The sequence below is a fragment of the Streptomyces sp. NPDC001536 genome (assembly GCF_042894505.1).
In the GTDB taxonomy this organism is placed as follows: Bacteria; Actinomycetota; Actinomycetes; order Streptomycetales; family Streptomycetaceae; genus Streptomyces.
Genome location: NZ_JBIAVQ010000013.1, coordinates 247,702 through 272,584, shown reverse-complemented (window position 1 = coordinate 272,584; position 24,883 = coordinate 247,702). Strand labels below are relative to the sequence as shown.

Annotated in this window: 20 protein-coding genes and 1 pseudogene; 7 read left to right on the top strand and 14 right to left on the bottom strand. The window is 72.7% G+C overall.

What is annotated here, in order from left to right:
• The first annotated feature begins 9 nt into the window (after positions 1-9).
• The gene (locus ACFY0U_RS32315; RefSeq protein ID WP_388641829.1) at positions 10-1,239 is read left to right on the top strand and encodes a trans-sulfuration enzyme family protein; all 1,230 of its coding nucleotides are present in this window, start codon (positions 10-12) and stop codon (positions 1,237-1,239) included.
• Here ACFY0U_RS32315 and ACFY0U_RS32310 read toward each other — a convergent pair.
• The 5 genes from ACFY0U_RS32310 to ACFY0U_RS32290 form a co-directional block, all read right to left on the bottom strand.
• Positions 1,217-2,623, bottom strand: coding sequence for a GNAT family N-acetyltransferase (locus ACFY0U_RS32310; protein ID WP_388641917.1), 1,407 nt, complete (start codon positions 2,621-2,623; stop codon positions 1,217-1,219). The two genes, ACFY0U_RS32315 and ACFY0U_RS32310, sit on opposite strands and share 23 nt — an antisense overlap.
• 130 nt (positions 2,624-2,753) lie before the next feature.
• Entirely contained in the window at positions 2,754-5,396 is a 2,643-nt protein-coding gene (locus ACFY0U_RS32305) for a DUF6493 family protein (protein WP_388641827.1), read from the bottom strand.
• Positions 5,393-6,796 carry an SWIM zinc finger family protein gene (locus tag ACFY0U_RS32300; protein WP_388641825.1) on the bottom strand — a complete coding sequence of 468 codons (1,404 nt, stop codon included), beginning with the start codon at positions 6,794-6,796 and terminating at the stop codon, positions 5,393-5,395. Before ACFY0U_RS32300 ends, ACFY0U_RS32305 begins: the two co-directional genes overlap by 4 nt.
• A gap of 153 nt (positions 6,797-6,949) precedes the next feature.
• On the bottom strand, positions 6,950-8,524 hold the full coding sequence (locus ACFY0U_RS32295; RefSeq protein WP_388641824.1) for an alkaline phosphatase D family protein: 1,575 nt from the start codon (positions 8,522-8,524) through the stop codon (positions 6,950-6,952).
• A 150-nt stretch (positions 8,525-8,674) separates the two neighbouring features.
• Positions 8,675-10,192: a PLP-dependent aminotransferase family protein gene (locus ACFY0U_RS32290; RefSeq protein ID WP_388641823.1), complete on the bottom strand. Its 1,518-nt coding sequence runs from the start codon at positions 10,190-10,192 to the stop codon at positions 8,675-8,677.
• Here ACFY0U_RS32290 and ACFY0U_RS32285 point away from each other — a divergent pair.
• Positions 10,129-11,028, top strand: a pseudogene (locus ACFY0U_RS32285) (DMT family transporter); the annotation flags it as partial. The gene ACFY0U_RS32290 and the pseudogene ACFY0U_RS32285 overlap by 64 nt on opposite strands.
• 81 nt (positions 11,029-11,109) lie before the next feature.
• Here the strand turns inward: ACFY0U_RS32285 and ACFY0U_RS32280 are convergent.
• Positions 11,110-11,940: an alpha/beta fold hydrolase gene (locus ACFY0U_RS32280; protein ID WP_388641821.1), complete on the bottom strand. Its 831-nt coding sequence runs from the start codon at positions 11,938-11,940 to the stop codon at positions 11,110-11,112.
• Between the two features lie 143 nt (positions 11,941-12,083).
• Here ACFY0U_RS32280 and ACFY0U_RS32275 point away from each other — a divergent pair, with 143 nt between their 5' ends.
• Both ACFY0U_RS32275 and ACFY0U_RS32270 read left to right on the top strand, forming a co-directional pair.
• Positions 12,084-12,965, top strand: coding sequence for an RNA polymerase sigma-70 factor (locus tag ACFY0U_RS32275; protein ID WP_388641819.1), 882 nt, complete (start codon positions 12,084-12,086; stop codon positions 12,963-12,965).
• A 239-nt stretch (positions 12,966-13,204) separates the two neighbouring features.
• Positions 13,205-13,966 (top strand): GntR family transcriptional regulator, encoded by a 762-nt coding sequence (locus tag ACFY0U_RS32270; protein ID WP_388641818.1) that lies wholly within the window; start codon positions 13,205-13,207, stop codon positions 13,964-13,966.
• A 108-nt stretch (positions 13,967-14,074) separates the two neighbouring features.
• Here the strand turns inward: ACFY0U_RS32270 and ACFY0U_RS32265 are convergent, their stop codons facing one another.
• The 3 genes from ACFY0U_RS32265 to ACFY0U_RS32255 all read right to left on the bottom strand — a co-directional run bounded on the left by ACFY0U_RS32265 (position 14,075) and on the right by ACFY0U_RS32255 (position 17,181).
• Positions 14,075-15,232, bottom strand: coding sequence for an ROK family protein (locus ACFY0U_RS32265; RefSeq protein WP_388641817.1), 1,158 nt, complete (start codon positions 15,230-15,232; stop codon positions 14,075-14,077).
• A gap of 99 nt (positions 15,233-15,331) precedes the next feature.
• Positions 15,332-15,994: a response regulator gene (locus ACFY0U_RS32260; protein ID WP_388641815.1), complete on the bottom strand. Its 663-nt coding sequence runs from the start codon at positions 15,992-15,994 to the stop codon at positions 15,332-15,334.
• Between the two features lie 14 nt (positions 15,995-16,008).
• A complete protein-coding gene (locus tag ACFY0U_RS32255) occupies positions 16,009-17,181 on the bottom strand; it encodes a sensor histidine kinase (RefSeq protein WP_388641813.1) in 1,173 nt (390 codons plus the stop codon).
• Positions 17,182-17,289: 108 nt separating this feature from the next.
• Here ACFY0U_RS32255 and ACFY0U_RS32250 point away from each other — a divergent pair, with 108 nt between their 5' ends.
• Genes ACFY0U_RS32250 through ACFY0U_RS32240 form a run of 3 tightly spaced genes read left to right on the top strand, consistent with a single transcriptional unit; the run spans position 17,290 to position 19,365 of the window.
• Complete coding sequence (locus ACFY0U_RS32250) at positions 17,290-18,210, top strand: ABC transporter ATP-binding protein (RefSeq protein WP_388641812.1); 921 nt, start codon at positions 17,290-17,292, stop codon at positions 18,208-18,210.
• 1 nt (position 18,211) lies between these two features.
• A complete protein-coding gene (locus ACFY0U_RS32245) occupies positions 18,212-18,937 on the top strand; it encodes an ABC transporter permease (protein ID WP_388641810.1) in 726 nt (241 codons plus the stop codon).
• Positions 18,938-18,978: 41 nt separating this feature from the next.
• Positions 18,979-19,365 carry a hypothetical protein gene (locus tag ACFY0U_RS32240; RefSeq protein WP_388641808.1) on the top strand — a complete coding sequence of 129 codons (387 nt, stop codon included), beginning with the start codon at positions 18,979-18,981 and terminating at the stop codon, positions 19,363-19,365.
• A 4-nt stretch (positions 19,366-19,369) separates the two neighbouring features.
• Here the strand turns inward: ACFY0U_RS32240 and mug are convergent, their stop codons facing one another.
• The 5 genes from mug to ACFY0U_RS32215 all read right to left on the bottom strand — a co-directional run bounded on the left by mug (position 19,370) and on the right by ACFY0U_RS32215 (position 24,692).
• Positions 19,370-19,915, bottom strand: a complete 546-nt coding sequence (gene mug / locus ACFY0U_RS32235; protein WP_388641915.1) for a G/U mismatch-specific DNA glycosylase — start codon at positions 19,913-19,915, stop codon at positions 19,370-19,372.
• Positions 19,912-21,354 carry an adenylosuccinate lyase gene (gene purB, locus ACFY0U_RS32230; protein WP_388641806.1) on the bottom strand — a complete coding sequence of 481 codons (1,443 nt, stop codon included), beginning with the start codon at positions 21,352-21,354 and terminating at the stop codon, positions 19,912-19,914. The genes mug and purB overlap by 4 nt, the downstream gene beginning before the upstream one ends.
• Before the next feature lie 96 nt (positions 21,355-21,450).
• The gene (locus ACFY0U_RS32225; RefSeq protein WP_388641805.1) at positions 21,451-22,233 is read right to left on the bottom strand and encodes an SGNH/GDSL hydrolase family protein; all 783 of its coding nucleotides are present in this window, start codon (positions 22,231-22,233) and stop codon (positions 21,451-21,453) included.
• Between the two features lie 105 nt (positions 22,234-22,338).
• Positions 22,339-23,352 carry a hemolysin family protein gene (locus ACFY0U_RS32220; RefSeq protein WP_388641804.1) on the bottom strand — a complete coding sequence of 338 codons (1,014 nt, stop codon included), beginning with the start codon at positions 23,350-23,352 and terminating at the stop codon, positions 22,339-22,341.
• On the bottom strand, positions 23,349-24,692 hold the full coding sequence (locus tag ACFY0U_RS32215; RefSeq protein ID WP_388641803.1) for a hemolysin family protein: 1,344 nt from the start codon (positions 24,690-24,692) through the stop codon (positions 23,349-23,351). Before ACFY0U_RS32215 ends, ACFY0U_RS32220 begins: the two co-directional genes overlap by 4 nt.
• Positions 24,693-24,883: the final 191 nt, after the last annotated feature.

The following is a 24,883-nucleotide window of genomic DNA, read 5'->3' as shown; positions in this document are numbered from 1 at the left end:
CTTTCCCGCATGGAGACGACGCCCGCGCCCATCAGAGCCCTGGCCACCGAAGCCGTTCACGCCGGCCGCGACGACCTCGCCCGGCAGGGACTGCACGCCCCGCCCATCGACCTGTCGACCACCTACCCCTCGTACGACAGCCGAGCCGAGGCCGCCCGCATCGACGCCTTCGCCACCACCGGCGCCGACCCGGACGGTCCGCCCGTCTACGGCCGTCTGGGCAACCCGACGGTCGCCCGCTTCGAGACCGCCCTGGCCCGGCTGGAGGGCACCGAGTCCGCGGTGGCCTTCGCCAGCGGCATGGCCGCGCTGAGCGCGGTCCTTCTCGTACGGGCCTCCCTGGGCCTGCGCCATGTCGTCGCCGTCCGCCCCCTGTACGGCTGCAGCGACCACCTGCTCACCGCCGGACTCCTCGGCTCCGAGGTGACCTGGACCGACCCGGCGGGTATCGCCGACGCGCTGCGCCCCGACACCGGGCTGGTCATGGTCGAGTCACCGGCCAATCCGACGCTCGCCGAGGTGGACCTGCGGGCGGTGGCCCATGCCTGCGGCTCGGTCCCGCTGCTCGCGGACAACACCTTCGCCACGCCGGTACTCCAGCGCCCCGTCGAGCAGGGCGCGCGGCTGGTGCTGCACAGCGCCACCAAGTACCTCGGCGGCCACGGTGACGTGATGGCGGGGGTGGTGGCCTGCGACGAGGAATTCGCCGGACGGCTGCGCCAGGTCCGTTTCGCCACCGGCGGCATCCTCCACCCCCTCGCCGGCTACCTCCTGCTCCGCGGCCTGTCCACCCTGCCGGTCCGCGTCCGCGCCGCCTCCGCCAACGCCGCCGAACTGGCCCGCCGCCTCGCCGCCGACCCCCGGATCGCCCGCGTCCACTACCCGCGCATCGGCGGCGCCATGATCGCCTTCGAGGTCCACGGCGACCCGCACGAGGTGATCGCGGCCGTCCGCCTGATCACCCCGGCGGTGAGCCTCGGCAGCGTGGACACCCTCATCCAGCACCCGGCGTCCATCAGCCACCGCATCGTGGACGAGGGCGACCGACGGAACGCCGGGGTGAGTGACGGCTTGCTGCGCATCTCAGTAGGCCTGGAGGACGTGGAGGACCTCTGGACGGATCTGGACAACGCCCTGGGCAGCACGCCGCTCAGGGGCGCGGGGAACTGCGCGACCAGCCACAGTCTGCCCGCACCCGCCGACGGTCCTGCGGTCGCTACGGCGCTTCTGCGTTCATAGCGCTGACCATGCTGTCTCCTACAGCAGTGACCCCGTCCAGCCGCGCAGTGATCACCAGGGTCCCCTCCTCGATCTGATAGTCGAGGGGGAGCCCCAGTCCCCGCATCGCCGCGACCATCCCCGTGTTGGACGCCTGCGTCACCGCATACACACTCGCGCACCCGGCCTCAAGCGCCATCCCCACCAGCCTGCGCAGCAACTCCGCACCGATACCCCGCCGCTGCCACTCGTCCTCGATGAGCAGCGCGACCTCCGTCTCGTCCCCGTCCCACAGCAGATGCCCCAGGCCGACCAACCGACCCGACGTCGTCTGCACGGCGAGGGTTCGCCCGAACCGCGGGCTGAGCAGGTGGTTCAGGTACCGGTCCGCGTCGCTCACCGGCCCGTGGTAGCGCAGCGCCAACGTCCGCTGCGAGCACCGGTCGTGCATCGCCTTCGCCGCGTCCAGGTCACCGACGTCGGCCCGGCGCACGGTGATGTCGTTGCCCTCGGGCAGCGTCAGCACGTCCTGGCTGCGCGGCACCCGGGGCCCGAGCACCGAGTCCAGCTCCACCAGGGCCCGTGCCCGCGCGAACTCGGTCGGGGTGAACGGCAGATAGGGCCGCTCCACGCTGATCACTCCACCTTCCGGTGCCCGCAGCCTCATCACGGTGTCCTCGAGCGAGCCATCGACGGGCACGGCCTCGGGCCCCGGACCCGCGGGTGACTGCCGGATCGTGCACCGGCCCAGCAACTGCCGCAGCGCCAGCGGCAGTTCCGCCGCGTCCAGCGCGGTACGGGTCGCGAGGCCGAGCACCCGGGTCGGCGCGTCGACCAGGTCATGGGCGTCGGCCCGCTCGATCCACGTACCGGTACCGCCGGCCAGCGAGACCGCCCGGGTGATCCCGGACGCCTCGAGCGCACCGGGCGCCCGCAGCAGGAACTCGTCCACCGTGCCCTCGGCCAGCGGATGCGTCTGGAGGCTGAGGATGTCCACCCGGTGTCCCGCGAGCGCCGTGCACAGCGCGGCGAGCGAGCCCGGCTCGTCCTTCACCGTCGTCCGCATCCGCCACAGCGTGCTCGCCCCGGCCTCGGCCGGCGACTGCCCGGACGGCCCGGCCTGCTCCGAGGGGAGCGACCGGGCGTCGGTATCGGTATCGCCGACCGGCGGTGCGTGACCGTGGTGTCGTGCCCACCATGTGTGGAACCCGGCGGTGGCGACCAGCGCGACCGCCGAGATCAGCAGCAGCATCGGACCGTCGGGTCCGTGCCCGACCAGGTTCGCGACGGCGTCCGCCACCGCGACCGCCGTGAAGAGCGCGGCGAGTTCGATGACGTCCCGCCGCCAGTGGTGCACCGGACGACCATGCCTAGCACGCGTCACATCAGACATTTCTCGTTTCATGACAGCCACTGTGAAGGAACGGTGTTGCGTGATCACGAACGCTTTGTGACCGGGCGGTAAAGACTGGATCTGCACCATTTGTGGTTATTCCCACGTTTGCGTTACGGCCGACGGAGCGGAGGGGCGAGCGTCACGCGGCCACCTCCAGCGCCAGCGCGCTGTGCAACCGCCGGGCCTGCGTCACCAGTCGGGACGAGCCACGCCGGTCCGCCGTCCGTGCCAGATGCGGCAGCTCGCCCCGCGCCCCGGACCGCTCGGCACACTCCGCGGCCACGGCGAGCAGCTCACCGAGACCCCGGACCTTCGCGGCCTGTCCGTCCGGCCCGCCGGTGGCGAGGTCGGCGAGCAGCACGGGCAGGGTGTCCCGCAGCAGCCCCCAGATGGTGGCGTTCGCCCCGGTCGCCGCCGCCGCACGCACCGACTCCGCGAGCCGCGACGGCTTCACGGCTCCGCGCCGCACCAGCTGCCCCAGATCCGCGCCCAGCAGCGCCATATCGAGCTGCCCCCGCGCCGCGAGCACCAGCAGGGCGTCCACGGCAGCGAGCCGATCCTCCTCGTGCCGGGCCCCGAGCCCGTACGCCAGGCACAGATGCAGCGCGTCACCGGCCTCGCCGCCGGACTCCGCGAGCAGCGGGAGTATCGCGGCGGCTCCTCGGGTGTCGTCGACGGCGACGGCCGAGACGTCGCGCAGGAGGCGGGCCGCGACGATTTCCCGGCGCTCGGGCAGGAGGGCGAGCCAGTGCTGGCGAAGGGTGTCGTCCCAGTGGTAGCAGTGCCGGCGATCCTCGTACACACTCACCGGTCGGCCCAGGTGCCGGAACTCCCGGCTGAACTCCTCCTGAAGCTCCGGGAGTTCACCCAGCTCGACCAGGAGGCGCGCTCCAGCGGTGCGCCGCCGGGACGTGGGCGGCGCCGAAGGCCCCGAGGCGAGCCAGCGGGCGAGGCGCTTGCCTTCCCTCGTGCCGAGCGCCGCCGCCTTCTCGGCCGCCGCCGCGGACGCCGGCCCGTCCGTGCGACGCACTCGGAGCAGCGCCTGGTCGAAGTCCGCCACCGACACCCGCGCACCGAGGCGCCGGTACCCGTCGAGGCGGGCCACCAACTCGTCGGGCTCCAGCAGCCCCGTGCTCCAGGTGGGCGTCGACAGCAGGAAGGGCAGTGGCTCGGTGACGGTCCGGTACGCCACCTGCGCGACCCGGGCGTGGAAGGCCTGGGTCAGCGGGCTGTGGACGCAGCCGCGCGCCGACGTCCCGTTCTGGACCGCGCTGTGGAGAGCGTCCGGGCGGACCTTGCCCAGGAGCGTCGCCAGCATGACCTCGAGATGGGACAGCCGGCCGCCGAAGGCGTACTGCCGCACATGCTCGGATTCGCCGACGACCCACCACAGCCGTGCCACCACCGGGCCGAGCGCCTCGATCAGGGACTCCCGGTCCTGGTGGGCATGGCGCACGAGTCCGTCCAGGGTGCGCTCGAACGTCGCCACATCCCCGCCGGACGCCAGCAACGCCCCCACCTCCTCGGCCAGTTCGGCGGCCGACTCGGGCGCGGACGCCAGTCGCACCGGCTCCGGCGCCGGTGGCAGCACCTCCTCGTGGACCACGGTCTGCGACGCCACCGGTGCCACCCCCAGCACGCCGACCGCCCGGGCGCGCAACGCCGGGATCAACTGCTCCGCCGCGACGCCGAGTTCGCCCCGCACCCCGGCGCCGGCCCTCTCGACGTGCCGCTCGATCAGCTTCAGCGCCCGCTCCTGCACCTCCGAGTCCGCGTGCCCGAAGGCCTGCGCGGCGGCCGGCAGCAGTTCGTCGGCCGTGCCGGCGTCCCGGGCGAGCACCTTTCCCAGAAGGACGAGCTGGGCCCGTACGAGCTTCTTCTCCGTACGGAACAGCACCGCCTCCGACATCTCGGCGAGCCGGCGCACGGGCAGTGCGCCGTCCAGGGCCAGGGCACCCAGCACCGATTGCGCGTGCGAGGCCACCGTCGAGGCGGCGTCCGCGGCCAGCGCCAGCCAGTCCGCCGTCCGTTCGAGCTCTTCGTCGCGGGTGAGGTCCAGCGTCTTGAGGAGGCGCAGAAACACCCGGTGATCGGCGGGCCGGCCACCTCGCAGGAGCCGGGCGACGCATGCGTCGACCATCGTCCGCCGGTCGAGAGTCCCCTCGGCCGTGAGCTGGGCCAGAGCCCCGGTCCAGCTGTTCGGCCCGTCACCGGACAACCACCCCAGCAGGGAGCCGATGTCGTCCGTCTCGAAGACGGCGGCCACCAGTTCCGTGAGATGTGGTTCCCGGCGCAGCCGCTCGTGCACGGTTCCCTCGCGGTACCAGGTGGAACCGACGTGGAGCAGCCAACCCCGGACGTACGCCTCCGTCGTCGGCACCGGGCAGCCCGAGAGACGCACCAGACCGGACATCAGCTCGTACGCCACGTCCGCACCGACCGGACGCCGCGCCAGCCGATGCGCCACGTCCGCCAGCCACGCGGGATCACGGTCGCCCAGCACATCGATCAGCACCGCCGGCTGCGCCTGCCACCAGCGCATGTCGGAGGCGCCGAGCCAGCTCGCCACGGCCGCCGCGCCGGTCTGGCAGGCCGCTCCCGCCACGTGCAGGGCGGGGTGCGCGCGCCGTGTAGCCGCGCCCCAGCGATCCGCCCGGAGCTCCTTGCGCAGCTCCTTCAACTCGGGAAAGACCGCCCGCCGTTCCCCGTCCGTCATGCCGTCCAGCAGACTCACCACCTCGGCCGTCCGCCCGCCCCGCACCGCTTCCACCAGCACACTCATCGCACACCCCCGTCGGCCTGAACCGTCTCCCGCTCCACCGCGGCGCCCCGCCGCACCATCCGCACCGCCAGCGCGTGCTTGCACGGCCCGCGCCCGCCCCGGTATCTCGCCCACCACAGACAACTGCAACTGAGCACGCCCGCTACGTCCCGCACCCGGTGCACATGGCCGTCCTCGGCCGTCACCGTGCCGCCCGTGCCGTCCAGGGCGACCGCGCCCGCCGCCACCAGCGCCCGGGCCGACCGCAGCCGAGGGTTGTGGCGCTCCACGCGCTCGGCGTCGTACGGCAGCTCGCGGTGGAAGTAGGCCGCCTCCGCCGTGTCGTACCCGACGCGGCCCGAGGTGCCCAGGCGGACCAGGGCCGCCCGGACCCGGTCGGTGGTGAGGCCCGCCGCGGCGGCGAGGTCGGCGACATCGACGCGGGGCTCCCACGCCAGGAGCACCGAGACCAGCTCCGCGTCCTGTGCGGCCTCGTCGGTCGCGAGCGCGTCGAGGACACCGCCCTCGCCGGAGAACCCGCGCGAGGCGTCGGGCGACAGCGTCAACGTCAGCCGCATGCCCGGCAGGACGGCCTCCCAGGCGCCTGCTGTGGCCGCAGTGCCGGCGCCCTGGGCGAGCGCCGGGCCGTACACCCGCAGGGCCGTCGCATGCCGCAGCACCCGCTGGAGCGCGACCAGACGCTCCGGCCCCGGCAGACACACCGCACCCGGCACCGCCCGGGTGGTCGGCCGCAGTGTGCCGCCCGCCGGCACCACCCAGCGCGGGCCACCGCGCGCCCCGCCGCGAGGCAGCGCCCGCAGGAATCGCACGGCCTCGGCGGCGGGCAGCTCGGCCCGCAGATCGAAGCCCGCCGCGATCACCTGGGCCTCCGCGAAGCCGCGCAGCCAGCGGTCCGGGAGCGGCACCTTCTTCTCCACGACCGGGCCGTCGAGCGTGGTCACCGCAAGCTCCTCGGGGCCGACCCGAAGATGGAGCGGGTCGTCCGCGCCGATCCGCGAGAGCGCCTCGCGCAGCGGGTTGTTGACGTCGACGTTCGTCGTGCCGTGCCCCACCTCGCCGCCGTCCAGGCCGGGCGCGAGCACGTCGAGGCGGGCGTAGACCCCGCCGCATCCGGAGAAGGACTCGAAGCGCAGCCGGTCGCCGTTGCCCGTCACCACCGGGTCCAGCGAGGCGCGCAGCTGCGGCTGGAAGTAGCGTGCGGCCGCCACGTCGGCCACCGCGAGCAGCCCGGCGGAGGCCACCTGAGGGGACGTCAGGAAGCCCGTGAAGAACCGCGGATGGTCCTCGGCGCCCGAGGGCGTCGCACCCCGTGAGGTCTCGAGTCCCAGGTGCTGTCCGTCCGCCGCGGACTCCAGTACGGAGGATCGGCGATAGGCCACGGCCTGCAGAGATCGCGTCATGGAAAAACCGTAGAGGCGACCACTGACAATCGCCCTGACCTGCGAAGACGCTCTGAATGAAGGGGAGTTCGCAGGCCGTCGGGCGCAGGGGCGACGCGGGCCGCGCACCGGGGGATGGCGCCGGGGCGCGGCCCGCCTACGAGGGTACGGGAGTTACTGTCCCACGCGGCCCGGCTGGAGCACCTGGGTGAACAGCACGGTGCCGTCCGACTCCCGCAGCCGGACCGTCAGCTCGCCGCTGCCGCCGTCGATGTCGACCTCGCCGAAGAACTGGTAGCCACCGGCGGGGGAGACGTTCGCGGTCGTCGGAGCCTTGATGAACACCCGCTCCGGGCCGAAGGTGCCGTCCAGCGTGTTGGCCGGGAAGGCGCCGGCGTTGAGCGGCCCCGACACGAACTCCCAGAACGGCTCGAAGTCGGTGAAGGCGGCCCGGGACGGCTGGTAGTGCTGGGCCGAGGTGTAGTGGACGTCGGCGGTCAGCCACACCGTGCCGGTGATCCGCCGGTGCTTGATGAACCGCAGCAGCTCCGCGATCTGGAGCTCACGCCCGAGCGGCGCGCCCGGGTCGCCCTGCGCGACGGCCTCGATGTTGGGCTTGCCGTCCGTGCCGTCGGGCACGACCAGACCGAGCGGCATGTCCGAGGCGATCACCTTCCACACCGCACGGGAGCGCGCCAGCTCACGCTTGAGCCACGCCAGCTGCTCCGCGCCGAGGATGCCCTGCGGGTCGGTGGTCTGGCCGTCCGGCGAGTTGGCGTTGCGGTACGTGCGCATGTCCAGCACGAACACATCGAGCAGCGGACCGTGGTTGACCACCCGGTACACCCGGCCGTCGGGGCGGCGCAGGGTCGAGATCGGGAAGTACTCGGAGAACGCCTGCCGGGCACGCGCGGCCAGCACGTCGAGGTTCTTCTCGGTGTAGCGGGAGTCGGCGAAGATCTCGCCCGGGAACCAGTTGTTCGTCACCTCGTGGTCGTCCCACTGGATGATCGAGGGAACCTGGGCGTTGAACCGCCGGAGGTTGTCGTCGAGCAGGTTGTAGCGGAAGTTGCCGCGGAACTCGGCCAGGGTCTCGGCGACCTTGGCCTTCTCCTCGGTGGTGACGTTCCGCCAGGTGCTGCCGTCGGGCAGGGTGACGGACGCGGTGAGCGGACCGTCGGCGTAGATGTTGTCGCCGCTGCAGATGAAGAAGTCGGGGTCCAGCGCGCCCATCGCGTCGTAGATCCGGTATCCGCCGAGGTCCGGGTTGATGCCCCAGCCCTGACCGGCCAGATCGCCCGACCACACGAACCGCACACCGTCACGCCTCCTGGCCGAGGCGGTGCGGAACGTCCCGGCGACCGGCTCGCCGGTACGGCGCGGGTCGTCGGGGTCGGCCAGCAGCACGCGGTAGTGGATCTGCTCGCCGGGCGGAAGGCCGTGAAGCCGGGTCGTGCCGGTGAAGTCGGTGTCCGCGCCGAGGAGCGGGCCGTGCCATCGGCGCGCCTTGCGGAACGACTCGGTCGCAGACGTCTCGACGATCATGCGCGCCGGCCGGTCGGACCGCACCCACACCAGCCCCGAGTTCGAGGTCACGTCGCCCGTCTGCACACCCCACCCCGCCTCGGGGCGCCCGGACAGGGCGAACGCCGGTGCCGAACCGGCCGTGGCGGGCAGGGCCAGGGCCGCCGACGCGACCAGGGAGCCGCGCAGGACGGTGCGGCGGTCGGGGAGCGGACGATGTGACATGGATGCGCCTCCAAGGACGGGATCCGGCCAGTGTGCGATGCCACAACTACTCGTGCGCCGCAGCGCACACGCAAACCACAAGTGAACAACTGACCGCAGGCGTACGGGAACCGGTGTGCGATTCACCGGCACAGTGAGGTACGACGACCCTCACCCGGCGCCCGCCTCGGCCATCAGTCGAACGCCCGCACGGATCCGTGCGGGGGAGAGGTGCGCGTATCCGACCACGAGCCGGGTCTCCGCCGAGGCCTCGGCACGCGCGTGCGCGCAGTCCGACAGCGGACGGACCGCCACCCCGGCCGCGGCCACGCGCGCGAGGAAGCGGTCCTCGGGCCCGTACCGATGAGGCAGGGTGGCGATGGCGTGCAGCCCCGCGGCGATCCCGGACACCTTCGCGCCGGGGAAGTACTCCTCCAGAGCGGCTACGAGCGCGTCGCGCCGCTCGCGGTAGGCGCGCTGGCAGCGGCGCAGCTGACGGTCGTAGTCGCCGCGCTCCACGAACCGGGCGAACACCGCCTGGTCGAGCGTGGGATGGCCGAGGTCCATGGTCCGTTTGCGCTCGATCACCGTGTCGGCGAGCGACTCCGGCACGAGCAGCCAGCCCAGCCGCAGCCCGGGGGCGAGGGACTTGCTGACGGAGCCCGCGTAGGCCACGCGGTCGGGATCGAGACCCTGGAGCGCGCCGACCGGGGCACGGTCGTAGCGGAAGTCGCCGTCGTAGTCGTCCTCCAGGACGAACCCGTCCACGGACCGTGCCCAGTCGAGCAGTTCGGCACGGCGGCGCGCGGAGTACGCGATCCCGGTGGGGTACTGGTGGGCGGGCGTGGTCACGACGGCCCGCACGCCGGACGCCCGCAGGGGTCCGACGGCGAGCCCGTCCTCGTCCAGCGGCACGGGCACCGTGGTGACGCCCGCCGCGGCGTAGAGGTCGTCGTGCTGCGGACTGCCGGGGTCCTCGACGCCCACCTCGCGCAGCCCGCGCGCGTGCAGGGCGAAGCCGAGCAGGGTCGACGCCTGGGCCACCCCGGACACCACCACGATCCGTTCCGGGTCGGCGACCACGCCCCGGCGGCGGGCGAGGAGTTCGGCCAGCACGGTGCGCAGCCGGGGCAGCCCGCGCGGATCGGGATAACCGAGCTCGTGGTGCGGCAGCTCCGCCAGCACCCCGCGCTGTGCCGCGGCCCAGGCGGCGCGCGGGAACAGCGACAGGTCGGGTGTCCCGGGGACGAAGTCCGCGCGTGCGCCTGGGGGGCGCGGCGCGAGATCACGCGCGCGTGGCGGGGCGGACCGCACGGCACCGCCCACCCAGGTCCCCGCGCCCCGCCCGCTGCGCAGATATCCCTCGGCCGTCAGCTGCTCGTACGCCTCCGTCACGAGCCCCCGCGACACACCGAGGTCCCCGGCCAGATCCCGGCTCGACGGCAACCGGGTGCCGGGCGGAAGCCTCCCCGACCGGACCGCCTCCCGCAGCGCCGCCTGCAACGCACGTCCACGCGTGCGTGCGGGCGCGGAACCGAGGGGCAGGAGCAACTCCCAGGCGGCGGAACCCGCCCGGTCATCCGAGGCTCTCCGGTCGCCCGACACGGAGCCGGCCCCTTCGTCCGATGCGGGTCCGGCCCCCTCGCCCCGCGCCGTGGCCCGCTCCCGATTGGTCTCCGATGACGTCATGGAAATGGACCTTAATGCGGTCCATCCCGCTCCCTAGCGTCGTTCCCATGAACGCCACCACCACCCGCGGAACGCTCCTCGCCGCACTCGCCTGCGTCCTCGTCGGCGCCTCCTTCACCGCCAACAGCGTGCTTGGCGACTACCCCTACGCGGGCGGCCAGTTCCTGCGCTACGGCCTCGCCTGCCTGCTGCTCGTGCCGCTGGTGGGACGCGGCGCGGCGGCCCGGCTGCGGACGCTCGCGCCCCGGCAGTGGGCCCGCCTCGCACTGCTCGCGGCCGTCGGCATGGTCGGCTTCAACATGGCCGTCATCGCGGCGGAGCGCACGGCCGAGCCCGCGGTGCCCGGCGTCTTCGTCGGCTGCGCGCCGGTCGTGGTGGCCGTTCTCGTACCTCTCCTCGACGGGCGCCGCCCCCAACGCGCCGTGCTGTACGGGGCGTTGCTCGTGGCCCTGGGCGCCTTCACGGTCCAGGGCTGGGGGCGGACGGACGGTACGGGACTGGTGTTCTCCGTGTGCGCGCTGGCCGGCGAGGTCGGTTTCGCGGTGCTGGCCGTGCCCGTGCTGCGGCCCTTGGGGCCACGGCTGCTGTCGGCGACGGTGTGCGCGATCGCCGCGCTCGAGTCCCTGGCGGCCGGGCTGGTCGTGGACGGCACGGCGTGGCTGCCGATGCCCGGCCGGACCGAGGCCGCCGCGCTGCTGTGGCAGGCGGCGGTCGTCACGGTCGTCGGGTTCGTGTGCTGGTACATGGGCATGCAGCGGATCGGCGCGGAGCGCGCCACGCTGTTCTCCGGGCTCATCCCGGTCGCCGCCGCCTGCACCGCCCCGCTCGTCGGGACGGGCTCCTACGGCACGGCCCAGGCGGTCGGGAGCGCCGTCGTCGGCGCCGGAGTCGCCCTCGGATCCCGTGCGTCGCGCGGGTCAGCGGCTGCCGTCGAGGATCACGCGCGCGACGAGCGCCGGGTCGTCGTTCATCGGGCAGTGGCCGCAGCCGGGCAGCCGCACGAGGCGGGCCTTGGGGATGATCTGCTTGGCCCGGACCCCCTGCCGGCGCAGGAGCAGCCGGTCCTTGCTGCCCCACGCCACGGTGACCGGAACTCCGGGGATGTCGTCGACGAACCGCACGGAGCCGCCCGCGCGGAGGGTGTCGTCGAAGCCCGTCGCGTTCACCAGCGCGAGCGTCTCGGCGACGACGGCCTCGGGTGAACGGCGGGCCGGGCGGGCGTAGATGGTGCTGGTGAGCGCGGTGCGGCCGGCCGCCGAGCGGGACAGCCGCTCGACCATCGGCCGGGGCATCCGCAGGGCTATGCCGCGCATCGTGAGCAGCACGGCGAAGGCGTAACGCCGCTCCGCCTCCGACCAGAACCCCGCGGGGGAGAGGGCGGTGACGGACCGTACGAGCTTCTCCCGGCCGAGTTCCAGGGCGAGCAGACCACCGAGGGAGTTGCCCGCGACGTGCGGTCGGTCGAGCTCCAACGCCTCGCAGAAGGCGCCGAACACGGCGGTCGTGGTGGCGAGGTCGTACGTCAGTCCGTCCGGCAGCCCCGGGGACGCGCCGAAGCCGGGCAGATCCACGGCGATGACCTCGCGCTCGGTCGCCAGGATGTCCACGACCGGGTCCCAGGCCTGCCGGTGGTGACCGATGCCGTGCAGCAGGAGCAGCGGTTCGCCGCTGCCCACGCGCGCGTAGTCGACGGTCACGGTCCGCGGGCCGTGCGGGGAAGGGACCTTGAACGAGACGGTGGCGGCCATGTACGTGTGCTCCTCGTCTGGGACTCGCAGCCGGACGGCGTGTAGACAGCTTGTCAGCAATTGCTACCGGCGGGTAGCCCCCTTCGTGTGGCAGGTGCCGGACTCGCCTGGACAGCACGCGGGACGTCGGCTGGGATGGTGCCGTGAGTACCGACACCGTGACCGACGTATTCGAAGAGCACCGCCCCGTCCTTGTGGGCGTCGCCTACCGCATGCTGGGGAGGGTGGCCGACGCGGAGGACGTGGTCCAGGAGGCCTGGCTGCGCTGGTCCGGCGCCGACCGCAGCGAGGTGCGCGAACCGCGCGGCTATCTGGTGCGTGTCACCACCCGCCTCGCCATCGACCGGCTGCGCCAGGTCAAGGCACGCAACGAGGCGTACGTCGGCCCCTGGCTGCCGGAACCGTACGTCACGGACTTCGGGGACACGGTCCCGGACACCGCGGAGCGCGCCGTCCTCGCCGACTCGGTCTCCCTCGCCGTCCTGGTCGTCATGGAGTCCCTGTCGCCGCTGGAGCGGGCGGTGTTCGTGCTGAGGGAGGCCTTCGGCTACCCGTACGCGGAGATCGCCGCCATGCTCGACCGGGGCGAAGCGGCGGTGCGCCAGCTCTCCGGGCGGGCCCGCAAGCACGTCGAGGAAAGACGCCCCCGCTACGACGTCGACCCCGTCCAGCGCCGGGATCTCACCGAGCGCTTCCTCGCCGCCGCCGCGGAGGGCGACCTCCAGGGGCTCATGTCGATGCTGGCCCCGGACGTCCGCCTCGTCGGCGACAGCGGCGGCAAGTCCAGGGCGCCGCTGCGCGTCATCGAGACCGCGGACAAGGTGGGCCGCTTCCTCGTCGGCGCCGCACAGAAGGGCGTCCCCGACCTGTCCTTCCGCTTCCTGGAGCTCAACGGCGGCCCCGCGCTGCTGCTCCTGTCGGGCGACAAGCCCGACTCGGTCTTCCAGCTGGACGTCGTGGACGGCCGGATCCAGTCGGTCTACGTCGTACGCAACCCCGACAAACTCCAGTCGCTCGCCGCATAGCGAGCCACCACGCGAAGCCCCCGTTCCACGACGGGGGCTTTGCCGTCATGTCACACGGGCCGCCCCGTACGAACGCCCCGTGAACGCTGCGCGGCACCGTGCCTGTGCGTTGCGCAAGGGATCGAGGATTGGTCTTGACCAAGGGTGGGGGCCGCCTTATGGTCGCAGAGAAGTGAAACAACCTTTAATAAACAAGGGCGCTAAAACGCCGCCGGACCACGGCGATTGCGGAGGACAGGGTGGGGACCACGCAGCTGGAAACGGTGCCGGAACCGAAATACTGGCACCTCAAGACCGTGCTCACTGAGGCGCTGGACTCCGAGTTCTCGGTGGGTGAGATCCTGCCCAACGAGCGCGATCTCGCCGCCCGGTTCGGTGTCGCCCGCGCCACGCTCCGCCAGGCCCTGGAGCAGCTGGAGCTGGAAGGCCGGCTCCAGCGCCGCCGCGGTGTGGGTACGACCGTCGCCCCGCCCCGCGTGGGGGTCGCCGTCGGCACGGAGCAGCACGTCTGGCCGGGCACGGCCACGGACGCCTGGCAGTCCGTCGACAGCACCCTGGAGGTCCCGTCGGCGGCCGTCGCCGGGGCACTGGAAACCGGTCATGACGAGCCCGTGCACATCGTCCGCCGCTCCCGTATGACGCACGGTCAGCCCGTCGCCGCGGAGCTGCTCTACATCCCGCAGTCCTCGGTGCCGGACCTCTCGGCCATAGACGCCCCGTCCGGTGCGGCACGCGCGCGTGCCGTGCTGCGCGAGTTGCAGCGTCTGGGTCTTGAGGGGCAGGACAGCGCCGTGGAACTGGGCTCGGCCCGGGCCGACGACGCCAAGCAGCTGGACCGGCTGCCCGGGGCGCCCGTCCTCGTGCTGACGACCCGCTTCTTCTCGGCGGGCCGCACCGCCGCGCTGTCCGTCGCCACCTACCGCGCCGACACCTGCCGGCTGACCTTCGGCGACTCCGGCGGCGTGGAGATCCACGAGGACCCGGAGCGCCGGGCGTCCTGACCGCCGTAGCGCCCGACGTCTCGCGCCCCGGAGCGACTCCGGGGCGCGAGACGTTTCAGCAACGGCGGAAACAGCGGCAACACAGACCTCGACAGCAACAGCGGCCCCTCAACGCCGCGCCGTCACCGTGCCCTCCACCGCGAAGAGCTGCTCCTCCACATGGTCGAGCGCCAGCCGCAGCGCACCCGTCGCCACGGCAGCCTCACCGAGGAGCGACAGGGTCACCTTCGGCGGCCGCAGACAGTAGCGCGCCAACTCCAGCCGCAGCGGCTCCAGTACGTCGTCCAGGCCGGTCGCCCAGCCGCCGATGACGACCAGTTCGGGGTCGAGGGCGAGGGAGAGGGCCGCCACGTCGTGGACGAGCCGCTGCAGGAAACGGTCGACGGCCGCCCGGGCCCGCTGGTCGCCCTCGCGGGCCTGCGCGAAGACCTCGGCGACGGCCTGCTCGTCGAGCGGGTGCAGCGGCTCGTCCGTGGTGGACAGCAGCTTCTCCGGCGTCACCTCGCGCCCGAGCAGATGCAGCGCGCCGATCTCGCCCGCCGCCCCGCCGTACCCCCGGTGCAGCCGCCCGCCGATCAGCGCCCCCGCGCCCGGACTCAGCCCCGCCAGCACGAACACGACGTCGTCGGACTCGGTGGCGGCACCCTTCCAGTGCTCGGCGACCGCCGCGGCGTTGGCGTCGTTCTCCACCAGGACCGGGCACTTGAAGGAACGACTCAGCCGCTCACCGAGACGCAGTCCCGTCCACTGGGGCAGCGCGGCGCACAGCCGCACGGTGCCGTCCGCTTCGACGATCCCCGGCGAGGCGACCCCCACCGCCCGCAGCGACTCCCGTGCGACACCGGCCCGGCGCAGCAGCTCGGCCACCGCGGTGCGCAGCCGCTCCAGGCGCTCGTCGGCCGACGCCGTCTCGGAGACGTCCTTGGAGACGGCACCGAGCACCCGGCCGTCCAGGTCGGACAGGAGCGCCGCGACCCGGTGGGGTCCGATGTCCAGGCCCAGCAGATGCCCGGCCTCGGCCCGGAACCGGAACCGCCGCGCGGGCCGCCCCTGCCGCCGTACGACACTCTCGTCGGCCGCCTTCTCGACGACGTACCCCGCCTCGATGAGCCCCTCGACGACACCCTCGACGGTCGGCCGGGACAGGCCGGTGACCCGCGTGATCTCGGTCAGCGTCGCGCAGTCCGTGGCGCGCAGCGCGTGCAGCACCACCGCGGAATTGATCCTTCGCAGCAGCGAGGGATCCCCGCCGGTCAGCCGCCCCAACGTCCGTCCTCCCAGCTCGTGCGCGTGTTGGCCGGATCGTACTCGTCAGGACGGAGCCGGGCGAGTGCGGGGACCGGTGAGATCGTGAGCGGGTCCCCGTCAGCCGGGCGCCACGAACCCCGACTCGTACGCCGCGATCACGGCCTGCGTCCGATCCCGCGCCCCGAGCTTCGCCAGTACAGCGCTGACGTGGGACTTCACCGTCTCCGTCCCGACGATCAGCCGCTCGGCGATCTCCGCGTTGGACAGCCCGCGGGCCATCAGCCGCAGCACCTCGGCCTCCCGCTCGGTCAACTGGGCCCGCTCCATCGCCGTCCGGGCCGCACGATTCCCGCCACCCTCGCCGTACTCGGCCGCGAGCTGCCGCACCGACGCCGGGAACAGCAGTGACTCGCCCTCGGCGACCAGCCGTACCGCGTGCACGATCTCGGCCGGCCGGGCCCGCTTCAGCAGGAACCCGTCGGCCCCGGCCCGCAGTGCCTCGTACACGTACTCGTCGTTCTCGAACGTCGTCACCACGAGGATCTTCGGCGGCTCGTCGACCGTGCGCAGCACCGCGCGCGTGGCCTCGATCCCGTCCAGCAGCGGCATCCGTACGTCCATGGCGACCACGTCGGGCCGCAGTCGCCGCACCAGCGGGATCACCGCGGCCCCGTCCGCCGCCTCCCCGACGACCTCGATGTCGGGCTGTGCCTCCAACACGGCCCGCAGACCCGCGCGTACGAGGGGTTCGTCGTCGACGAGGAGAACGGTGACCGGCATCCGGCCAGACTAGATCAGCGCAGCGGCAGCTCCACCCGCACCTGCCAGTCCCCCTGATCGGGACCGGTGCGCGCGCTGCCGCCCAGCAGGGCCGCGCGCTCGCGTATGCCGCGCAGACCGCTGCCCCGGCCCGGGCCGGGTATGTCGGCCGTCAGCGGATTGCGGACCTCCAGGGCGAGGCTGTCGTCCGCCACGACCGCGATCCGCACGCGCACGGGGACGGCTCCCGCGTGCCGCAGCACATTGGTCAGCGACTCCTGGAGAATGCGGTACCCCTCCCGGGAGACCGGCCCGGGCAGCGTGTCGACGGGGCCGGTCAGCTCGGCGTCGACCTTCGCACCGGAGACGCGGGCGGATTCCAGCAGACGGTCGCAGTCCGTCAGCGTCGGCCGGCTGCTGACCGGCCGCTCGGACTCGCGCAGGATCCCCAGGACCCGTTCCAGATCCTCCAGCGCCGCCCGCCCGGTCTCCTCGATGGCGCCCAGCGCGCGGTCGGTGAATTCGGGATCGCCGGCCGCGCGGGCGGCGCCCGCCTGGACGACGGCCACGGTCAGGGCGTGACCGATGGAGTCGTGGAGTTCACGGGCGATACGGGTGCGCTCCAGCAACTGCTCGGTGCGCTCCTCCAGGGCGGCCAGACGATCGGCGGGAGAGGGTCCCAGAAGGCGGCGGGCGATCGCGGTGATGAGCCGGCCCGAGCCGACCACCGTCACCGCCAGCGTGACCAGCGCCGGCGGCACGAGCAGGACATGCCACCAGGCGTGGCCGTCCAGGAGGGCCAGCAGCCCCTCACCGACGTCACGGCCGAACGCCGACGCCGTCAGGTCGAAGCACGCGATGAGCAGTTGCACGGTGAACACCGAGGTCACACAGCCGATCAGCAGCCGCGCCTCCAGCCACACCACGACCCGCCCCCGGTCGCCCCAGGAAGCGGACGGCGTGACGACGATGTCGGTGCCCGCACTGTCGTCCCGGTGACCGGTCAGCAGCAGCCGGGCCTGGAGACCCTCCACGGTGCGCATCGCGGGCACCAGCCCGACGGGGGCGAGCAGCACGCCCGCCAGTACCCAGGTCCACCACGCCTCCTGGACGAACAGCCACATGCTCGGCCACACGATCGCGATGAACAGATGCAGCAACCGTGTGTACGTCACCGCCCGGCCGAACGGGCGCAGCAAACGGACCATGGCGTCATCGTGCCAGCCGCCACTGACAGCGAGCCTCCCCCGCACGGGGGAGACGATCTCCACCCGCGGGGGAGGCCCCGCCCCCGGCCCACCGGCCAGGCTTCGGCCATGACCAGCATCGAAGTCCAGAACCTGACCAAGGAGTTCGGCACCCGACGAGCCGTGGACGACCTCACCTTCACCGTCCTCCCCGGCCGCGTCACCGGCTTCCTCGGCCCCAACGGAGCCGGAAAGTCCACCACCATGCGGCTCGTGCTCGGCCTCGACCGGCCGACGTCCGGCACCGCCACGATCGGCGGCCGCGCCTACGCCGGCCTCGCCGAACCCCTGCGCCACGTCGGTGCCCTGCTCGACGCACAGGCCGCGCACGGCTCCCGATCCGGCCGCGACCACCTGCGCACGCTGGCCGCGAGCAACCGCATCCCGGACCGCCGCGTCGACGCGCTGCTGGAGGAGACCGGCCTCGCCCCGGTGGCCCGGCGCCGGGTGAAGACGTACTCCCTGGGCATGCGCCAGCGGCTCGGCATCGCGGCCGCGCTGCTCGGCGACCCCGAGGTGGTCATGCTCGACGAGCCCTCCAACGGCCTGGACCCCGAAGGCATCATCTGGATCCGCGGGCTGCTGCGCCGGCTCGCGGGGGAGGGGCGCACCGTCCTGGTCTCCAGCCACCTCATGAACGAGACCGCGTCCTTCGCCGACCACCTCGTGGTCCTCGGCAGGGGCAGGCTCCTCGCCGACACCCCGATGCGCGGGTTCATCCACGCACGCGTGCAGCCGCGCGTACGGATCCGCACCACGGACCCCACCGCCCTCGAGAACGTCCTGGCGGAGCACGGCCATCACGCCGTCGAGCACGAGGACGGGCACTGGACCGTGCACCACGCGCGCGTGGACGAGATCGGCCGCCTCGCGTCCGCCGCGGGGGTCCCGATCCTCGAACTGACCGCTGAGGAGGGCACGTTGGAGCAGGCCTATCTGGACCTCACGTCCACCGAAGCCGAGTTCACCGCACAGCCGCAGGAGGCCTGACATGTCCCACGCACCCGTTCTGCACGCCGAGTGGCTCAAGATCCGTACGCTCCGCTCACTCCTCGGGGCACTGCTGGCGCTGTTCGCGGCGACCACGGCGTTCTCCGCACTCGCCGGTGCCTCCGACACCTCCGACCCCGACTTCGACCCGCTGTTCACGGCGTTGTCCGGGATCGCGCCCGGACAGATCGCCGCGATCTCCTTCGGCGCCATGGCCGTGTCCTCGGAGTTCCACGGCGGCGGACTGCGGCTCTCGCTCGCCGCGGTGCCGCGACGCGGACGGTGGTACGCGGCCAAGCTCACCGCGATCGCCGTACCGACCCTGCTCGTCGGACTGCTGACCGCACTGGCCGCGCTCCTGGTCGCGAAGGCGGGTCTCGGCGACGCGGCGAGCGGGCTGACCGCGGGCGAACAGGCACGCGGCGTGGTGGGCTGCGGCCTCTACCTCACGCTGATGGCGTTGCTCGCGGCCGGTCTCACGGCCGTGCTGCGCAGCGGGGTGGGCGCGCTCTCCCTGCTGATCCCGTTCGTCCTCGTCGTCTCGTTCGTGATCGGGGACGCGGTGGGCGGAGCGACGGACTTCCTGCCGGACCGGGCGGGACAGGTGGTCCTGCACGAGTCCTACGACGGTCGGCTGGGTCCGTGGGCGGGCCTCGGGGTGACCGCGCTGTGGACGGCGGCGGTACTGGTGGCAGGTGCGTGGAGCGTGCGGCGCAGGGATGCCTGACGGCACGCCAGTTGTCAGTGGGACCCGGTTTACTGGATCACATGGACATCGCGAAGGACCTCGCCCTGATAGAGGCGCTGTGCTCCCGGGACTTTCCCGCGGGGCACGGTGGTTACCACACCGCGTGGTTAGGGCCGGGGGACTGGCCGGACGCCAGTGACTGCTACGCCTACGAGGCTGCTGTCGTCGAGCGGTTGACGCACAGGTGGGGAGAGCCGTCGCGCTGGGGGACGGTCACACTCCAGGAGCGGATCGCGCGGGGCGAGCTCATACCCGAGCCCTGGGCGGAGCTCGCCGCCCAGGCGGTCGAGCTGCGTACGTGGGACGTGCCCGGCGGCGACCGCCGGGTCACCCTGGCGGTGGCCGACCGGAACGGCGAGGACCAGCCTCGACTCCAGGTGCTCGTCACGGACATCGACCCACCGTGACCCGTCAGTCCTGAGCCGCCACCCGCAACCGCCCGAACTCCTCCGCCATCGTCGCCGCTGTCCAATGCGCGTTCAGCCCGCTCGGATTCGGCAGCACCCACACGCGCGTGTCCCCGAACGTCCGCTCCTGCGGACCCACTTGGGCCTTCTTGTCGTCGAACGCCGCCCGGTACGCGGTGACCCCGACCACCGCCAGCCAGCGGGGCCGCAACCGCGCCACCTTGAGCGCCAGTCGCCGCCCGCCCTCGCGATACTCCTCCGCGCTCAGCTCGTCCGCCCGCGCGGTCGCCCGCGCCACGACGTTCGTGATGCCGAGCCCGTGCGACAGCAACTCGTCCTGCTCCGACGGCTTCATGAGGCGAGGCGTGAACCCCGACAGATGGAGCACCGGCCAGAAGCGGTTGCCGGGACGGGCGAAGTGATGGCCCGTCGCGGCGGTCATCAGACCCGGGTTGATGCCGCAGAGCAGCACATGGAGACCGTCCGCGACGACGTCCGGTACCAGACGGTCGCGAGCGGCCTCCAGCTCGGCCTGGGTGAAGCGCGTCAGAGGATCGCTCCCGGGGCGTAGCCCGCGGCCTCCGGGTGCTGCTTCACGAGCTCCTCGATCCGGCCGACGACCACACCGACCTGGTCGGCCGCGGCGCCCGTGAAGGACAGCTTGTCCGCCATCAGCGCGTCCAGCTGCGTCCGGTCGAGCGGGATGCGCTCGTCCGCGGCCAGCTTGTCGAGGAGCTCGTTGCGCTCCGCGCCCTGCTCACGCATCGCGAGGGCGGAGGCGACGGCGTTCTCCTTGATCGCCTCGTGCGCGACCTCACGGCCGACGCCCGCCCGCACCGCGCCCATGAGCACCTTGGTGGTGGCGAGGAACGGCAGGTAGCGGTCCAGCTCACGCGCGACGACGGCGGGGAAGGCACCGAACTCGTCGAGCACGGTCAGGAACGTCTCCAGCAGACCGTCGAGCGCGAAGAACGCGTCCGGCAGCGCGACCCGGCGCACCACCGAGCAGGACACGTCGCCCTCGTTCCACTGGTCGCCCGCCAGCTCGCCGGTCATGGACGCGTAGCCGCGCAGGATGACCATGAGGCCGTTGACGCGCTCGCAGGACCGGGTGTTCATCTTGTGCGGCATCGCGGAGGAGCCGACCTGGCCCGGCTTGAAGCCCTCGGTCACCAGCTCGTGCCCGGCCATCAGCCGGATCGTCTTCGCGATCGAGGACGGCGCCGCCGCCAGCTGCACCAGCGCGGTCACGACCTCGTAGTCCAGGGAGCGCGGGTAGACCTGGCCGACCGAGGTGAACGCCTGCGAGAACCCCAGGTGCCGCGCGATCCGCTGCTCCAGGTCCGCCAGCTTCGCCGCGTCGCCGCCGAGCAGGTCGAGCATGTCCTGCGCGGTGCCGACCGGGCCCTTGATCCCGCGCAGCGGGTAGCGGCCCAGGAGCTCCTCGACGCGGCCGTGCGCGACGAGCAGCTCGTCGGCGGCCGTCGCGAAACGCTTGCCGAGGGTCGTGGCCTGCGCGGCGACATTGTGCGAGCGGCCGGCCATGACCAGCTCGCCGTACTCGCCGGCCAGCTTGGCCAGCCGGGCCAGCACGGCCACCGTACGGTCGCGCATCAGCTCCAGCGAGAGCCGGATCTGCAGCTGCTCGACGTTCTCGGTGAGGTCGCGCGAGGTCATGCCCTTGTGGACGTGCTCGTGCCCGGCGAGGTCGTTGAACTCCTCGATCCGCGCCTTCACGTCGTGCCGCGTGACCTTCTCGCGCTCGGCGATGGAGGCCAGGTCGACGGTGTCCAGGACACGCTCGTAGTCGGCGATCGCCTCGTCCGGCACCTCGATGCCGAGGTCCTTCTGGGCCCGCAGCACGGCGAGCCAGAGCTGCCGCTCCAGCTTCACCTTCTGCTCGGGCGACCAGAGCGTGGCGAGCTCGGCGGAGGCGTAGCGTCCGGCGAGGACGTTCGGGATGCGGGGCTTGGCGGGAGCGGAAGTCACGTGGACGGATTCTACTGGCGATTCGTGCAGGCCAGCGCACGGGGCCCGTTCGTCGGAAGCTACAAGCGGGGCCCCGGGCCGACGTGAGCGGCCCGCCTACGCCGTCGGATCCTCGTACGGCAGCAGGTCGGGCCGCTTCGCCGGCAGGCCGTCGCCCGAGGAGCGGCCGGTGAGCCGGCGGCCTATCCAGGGGAGCAGGTGCTGCCGGGCGAACCGGGCGTCCGCGACCCGTCGCGCGGCCCAGCCGGGCGGCAGCGTGGCCGGAAGCGGCGTACGCCACTCGGTGTCCTCGGGGTCGTAGCCCAGCGTCTGCCAGACCGCCTCGGCGACCCGGCGGTGGCCCTCGGCCGTGAGGTGCAGCCGGTCCACGTCCCACAGGCGCGGATCACCGAGGGACGGCGCCCCGTACAGGTCGACGACGATCGCGCCGTGCTTCTCGGCCAGCTCGTCGACGCACTCGAAGAGCTCCTCCATACGCGGCCGGAAGCGCTCCAGGACCGGTCCCTGGCGGCCCGGGCTGCGCATCAGGACGAGCTGTTCGCAGGCCGGGGCGAGCCGCTCCACGGCCTCGGTCAGCAGAGCGCGCACCCGCCCCATGTCGCACTTGGGCCGCAGCGTGTCGTTGAGCCCGCCCACCAGCGTGATCACGTCGGGCCGCATGGCCACGGCCACGTCGACCTGCTCCTCGACGATCTGCTGGATGAGCTTGCCGCGCACCGCGAGGTTGGCGTACCGGAAGCCGGGCGTGACCGCGGCCATCCGGCCGGCCAGGACATCGGCCCAGCCCCGGTAGGAGCCGTTCGGGAGCAGGTCCGACATGCCCTCGGTGAAGGAGTCACCGAGGGCGACGAGGCTGGTGTGTGTGGGGTTCTTCTGCATGGCGGAGAAAATGCTAACCCGTTCACATACCCGGCGGTCGGTCAGCCTCCCCGGCCCCCGATCAGGCCGCAGTCCCGATGCCCGGACAGGCCCCCGACCGGAACCTCACGTCCGCTGCCCGAACAGCTCCCGCAGCACGTCCTCCATCGTCACCAGCCCCGCCAGCCGCCCGTCGCCCCCCAGCACCGCCGCGACATGCGTACGACTGCCCCGCATCGCCGTCAGGACGTCGTCCAGCGGCGTGCTCTCCCGCACGCGCGCGATGGGCCGCATGTCCCGGATCTGGAACGCCAGATCCCGCGGGGAGGCGTCCAACGCGTCCTTCACATGCAGATAGCCGAGGATGCGCCGTGCGTCGTCCACGACCGGGAAGCGGGAGAACCCGGACTCGGCCGACAGCCGCTCCAGCTGCTCAGGAGTCACGCCCACGCGCGCGTAGACGACCCCTTCCAGCGGGAGGACGACATCGCGCACCGGCCGGCGGCCCAGTTCCAGGGCGTCGTGCAGCCGCTCCCGGGTCCGGTCGTCGATCAGGCCCGCCTCGTCGGAGTCCTTGACCAGCCGGGCCAGCTCGGCGTCCGAGAAGGTCGCCGTGACCTCGTCCTTGGTCTCCACCCGCAACAGCTTCAGCAGGGCGTTGGCGAAGGCGTTGATCGCGAAGATCACCGGGCGCAGGCCCCGGGACAGGGTGACCAGCGGCGGGCCGAGCACCAGCGCGCTGCGCACCGGCTCCGCGAGCGCGATGTTCTTCGGCACCATCTCGCCGAGCAGCATGTGCAGATACGTCGCCGCGGTGAGCGCGATCACGAAGGACACCGCGTGTCCGGCGCCCGTCGGCACACCGAGCGCGTGGAACACCGGCTCCAGCAGATGCGCGATCGCCGGTTCGGCGACCACACCGAGGACCAGCGTGCACAGGGTGATGCCGAGCTGTGCGGCCGCCATCAGCGCGGACACGTGCTCCAGACCCCACAGCACGCTCTTCGCGCGCCGGTCGCCCTCCTCGGCGTACGGCTCGATCTGCGAACGCCGTACGGAGATCAGCGCGAACTCGGCGCCCACGAAGAAGGCGTTGACGACGAGGGTCGCCAGCCCGATCAGCAACTGGATCGCGGTCACTTGCCGGCCTCCCCTTCGACGGATTCGGACGGGTCGTCGAGGGGGGCGTGCAGCAGCACGCGCGCGGCCCGGCGCCCGGAGGCGTCCACCACGTCCAGCCGCCAACCGGCGACCTCCGCGGTGTCGCCGACGACCGGGATACGGCCGAGCTCGGTCGCCACGAGGCCGGCCAGGGTCTCGTACGGCCCCTCGGGCGCCCTCAGACCCACGCGCGCGAGGTGGTCGATGCGGGCCGAGCCGTCGGCGGAGTACAGGACACGGCCCTCGTCGTCGGTCCCGGCGGCGGCCAGGTCGGGTGTCTCGTGCGGGTCGTGCTCGTCACGGACCTCGCCGACGACCTCCTCGACGATGTCCTCCAGCGTGGCCACCCCGGCCGTACCGCCGTACTCGTCGATCACCACGGCCATCGTGCGCTTGCCGGACAGCCGGTCCAGGAGCCGGTCCACGGTCAGCGACTCGGGGACGAGCAGCGGCTCGCGCATCAGCTCGGAGACCGGGACACGGGGCCGGCGCTCGGCCGGGATCGCCAGGACGTCCTTGATGTGCGCGGTGCCCACGACCGAGTCGAGGTTGCCGCGGTAGACCGGGAACCGGGACAGGCCCGTCGCGCGCGTGGCGTTCGCCACGTCCTCGCAGGTCGCCTGCGCGTCCAGGGCGATGACCTGCACGCGCGGCGTCATCACGTTCTCCGCGGTCAGGTCGGCGAGGTTCAGGGTCCGTACGAAGAGCTCGGCGGTGTCCGCCTCCAGCGCGCCCTCCTTGGCGGAGTGCCGGGCCAGGGCGGCGAGCTCCTGCGGCCCGCGCGCGGCGGCCAGCTCCTCCGTCGGCTCCACGCCGAAGAGGCGCACGATGCGGTTCGCCGTGTTGTTGAGGTGGGTGATGAAGGGCCGGAACGCCGCGCTGAACCAGCGCTGCGCGTTGCCCACCCGCTTGGCCACGGCCAGCGGCGAGGAGATCGCCCAGTTCTTCGGCACCAGCTCACCGACGACCATCAGGACGACGGTCGACAGAGCCGTACCGAGCACCAGCGCGATCGACGAGGCCGCCGAACGGGAGATGCCCATCGACTCCAGCGGACCGGCGATCAGCTTGGCGATCGACGGCTCGGCGAGCATGCCGACCACCAGGTTGGTGACGGTGATGCCGAGCTGCGCCCCGGAGAGCTGGAAGGTCAGATTGCGTACGGCCTTCAGGGCGCCGGGCGCGCCCCGCTCGCCGCGCTCGGCGGCCCGCTCCAGGGCGCCGCGCTCGACCGTGGTCAGCGAGAACTCGGCGGCGACGAAGGCGCCGCAGGCCAGCGAGAGCAAAATCGCCACGAGCAGGAGGAGCACTTCGGTCATCGGGTCACCTCCGTCCCATGATCGGACAGGGTGCGGGGTGTCGCGCGATCTCGCGTACTACTGGGAGGCTCGCCCATGGGCGGACGCTCACACCTTTCCTTGGAGGACCGAGTGGGTCCCTCAATATTAAAGGACCGGCAAAGACGTGCAGACGGCGAGCTGGTTCCCCCGACCAGGCGGAGAGGTGCTTC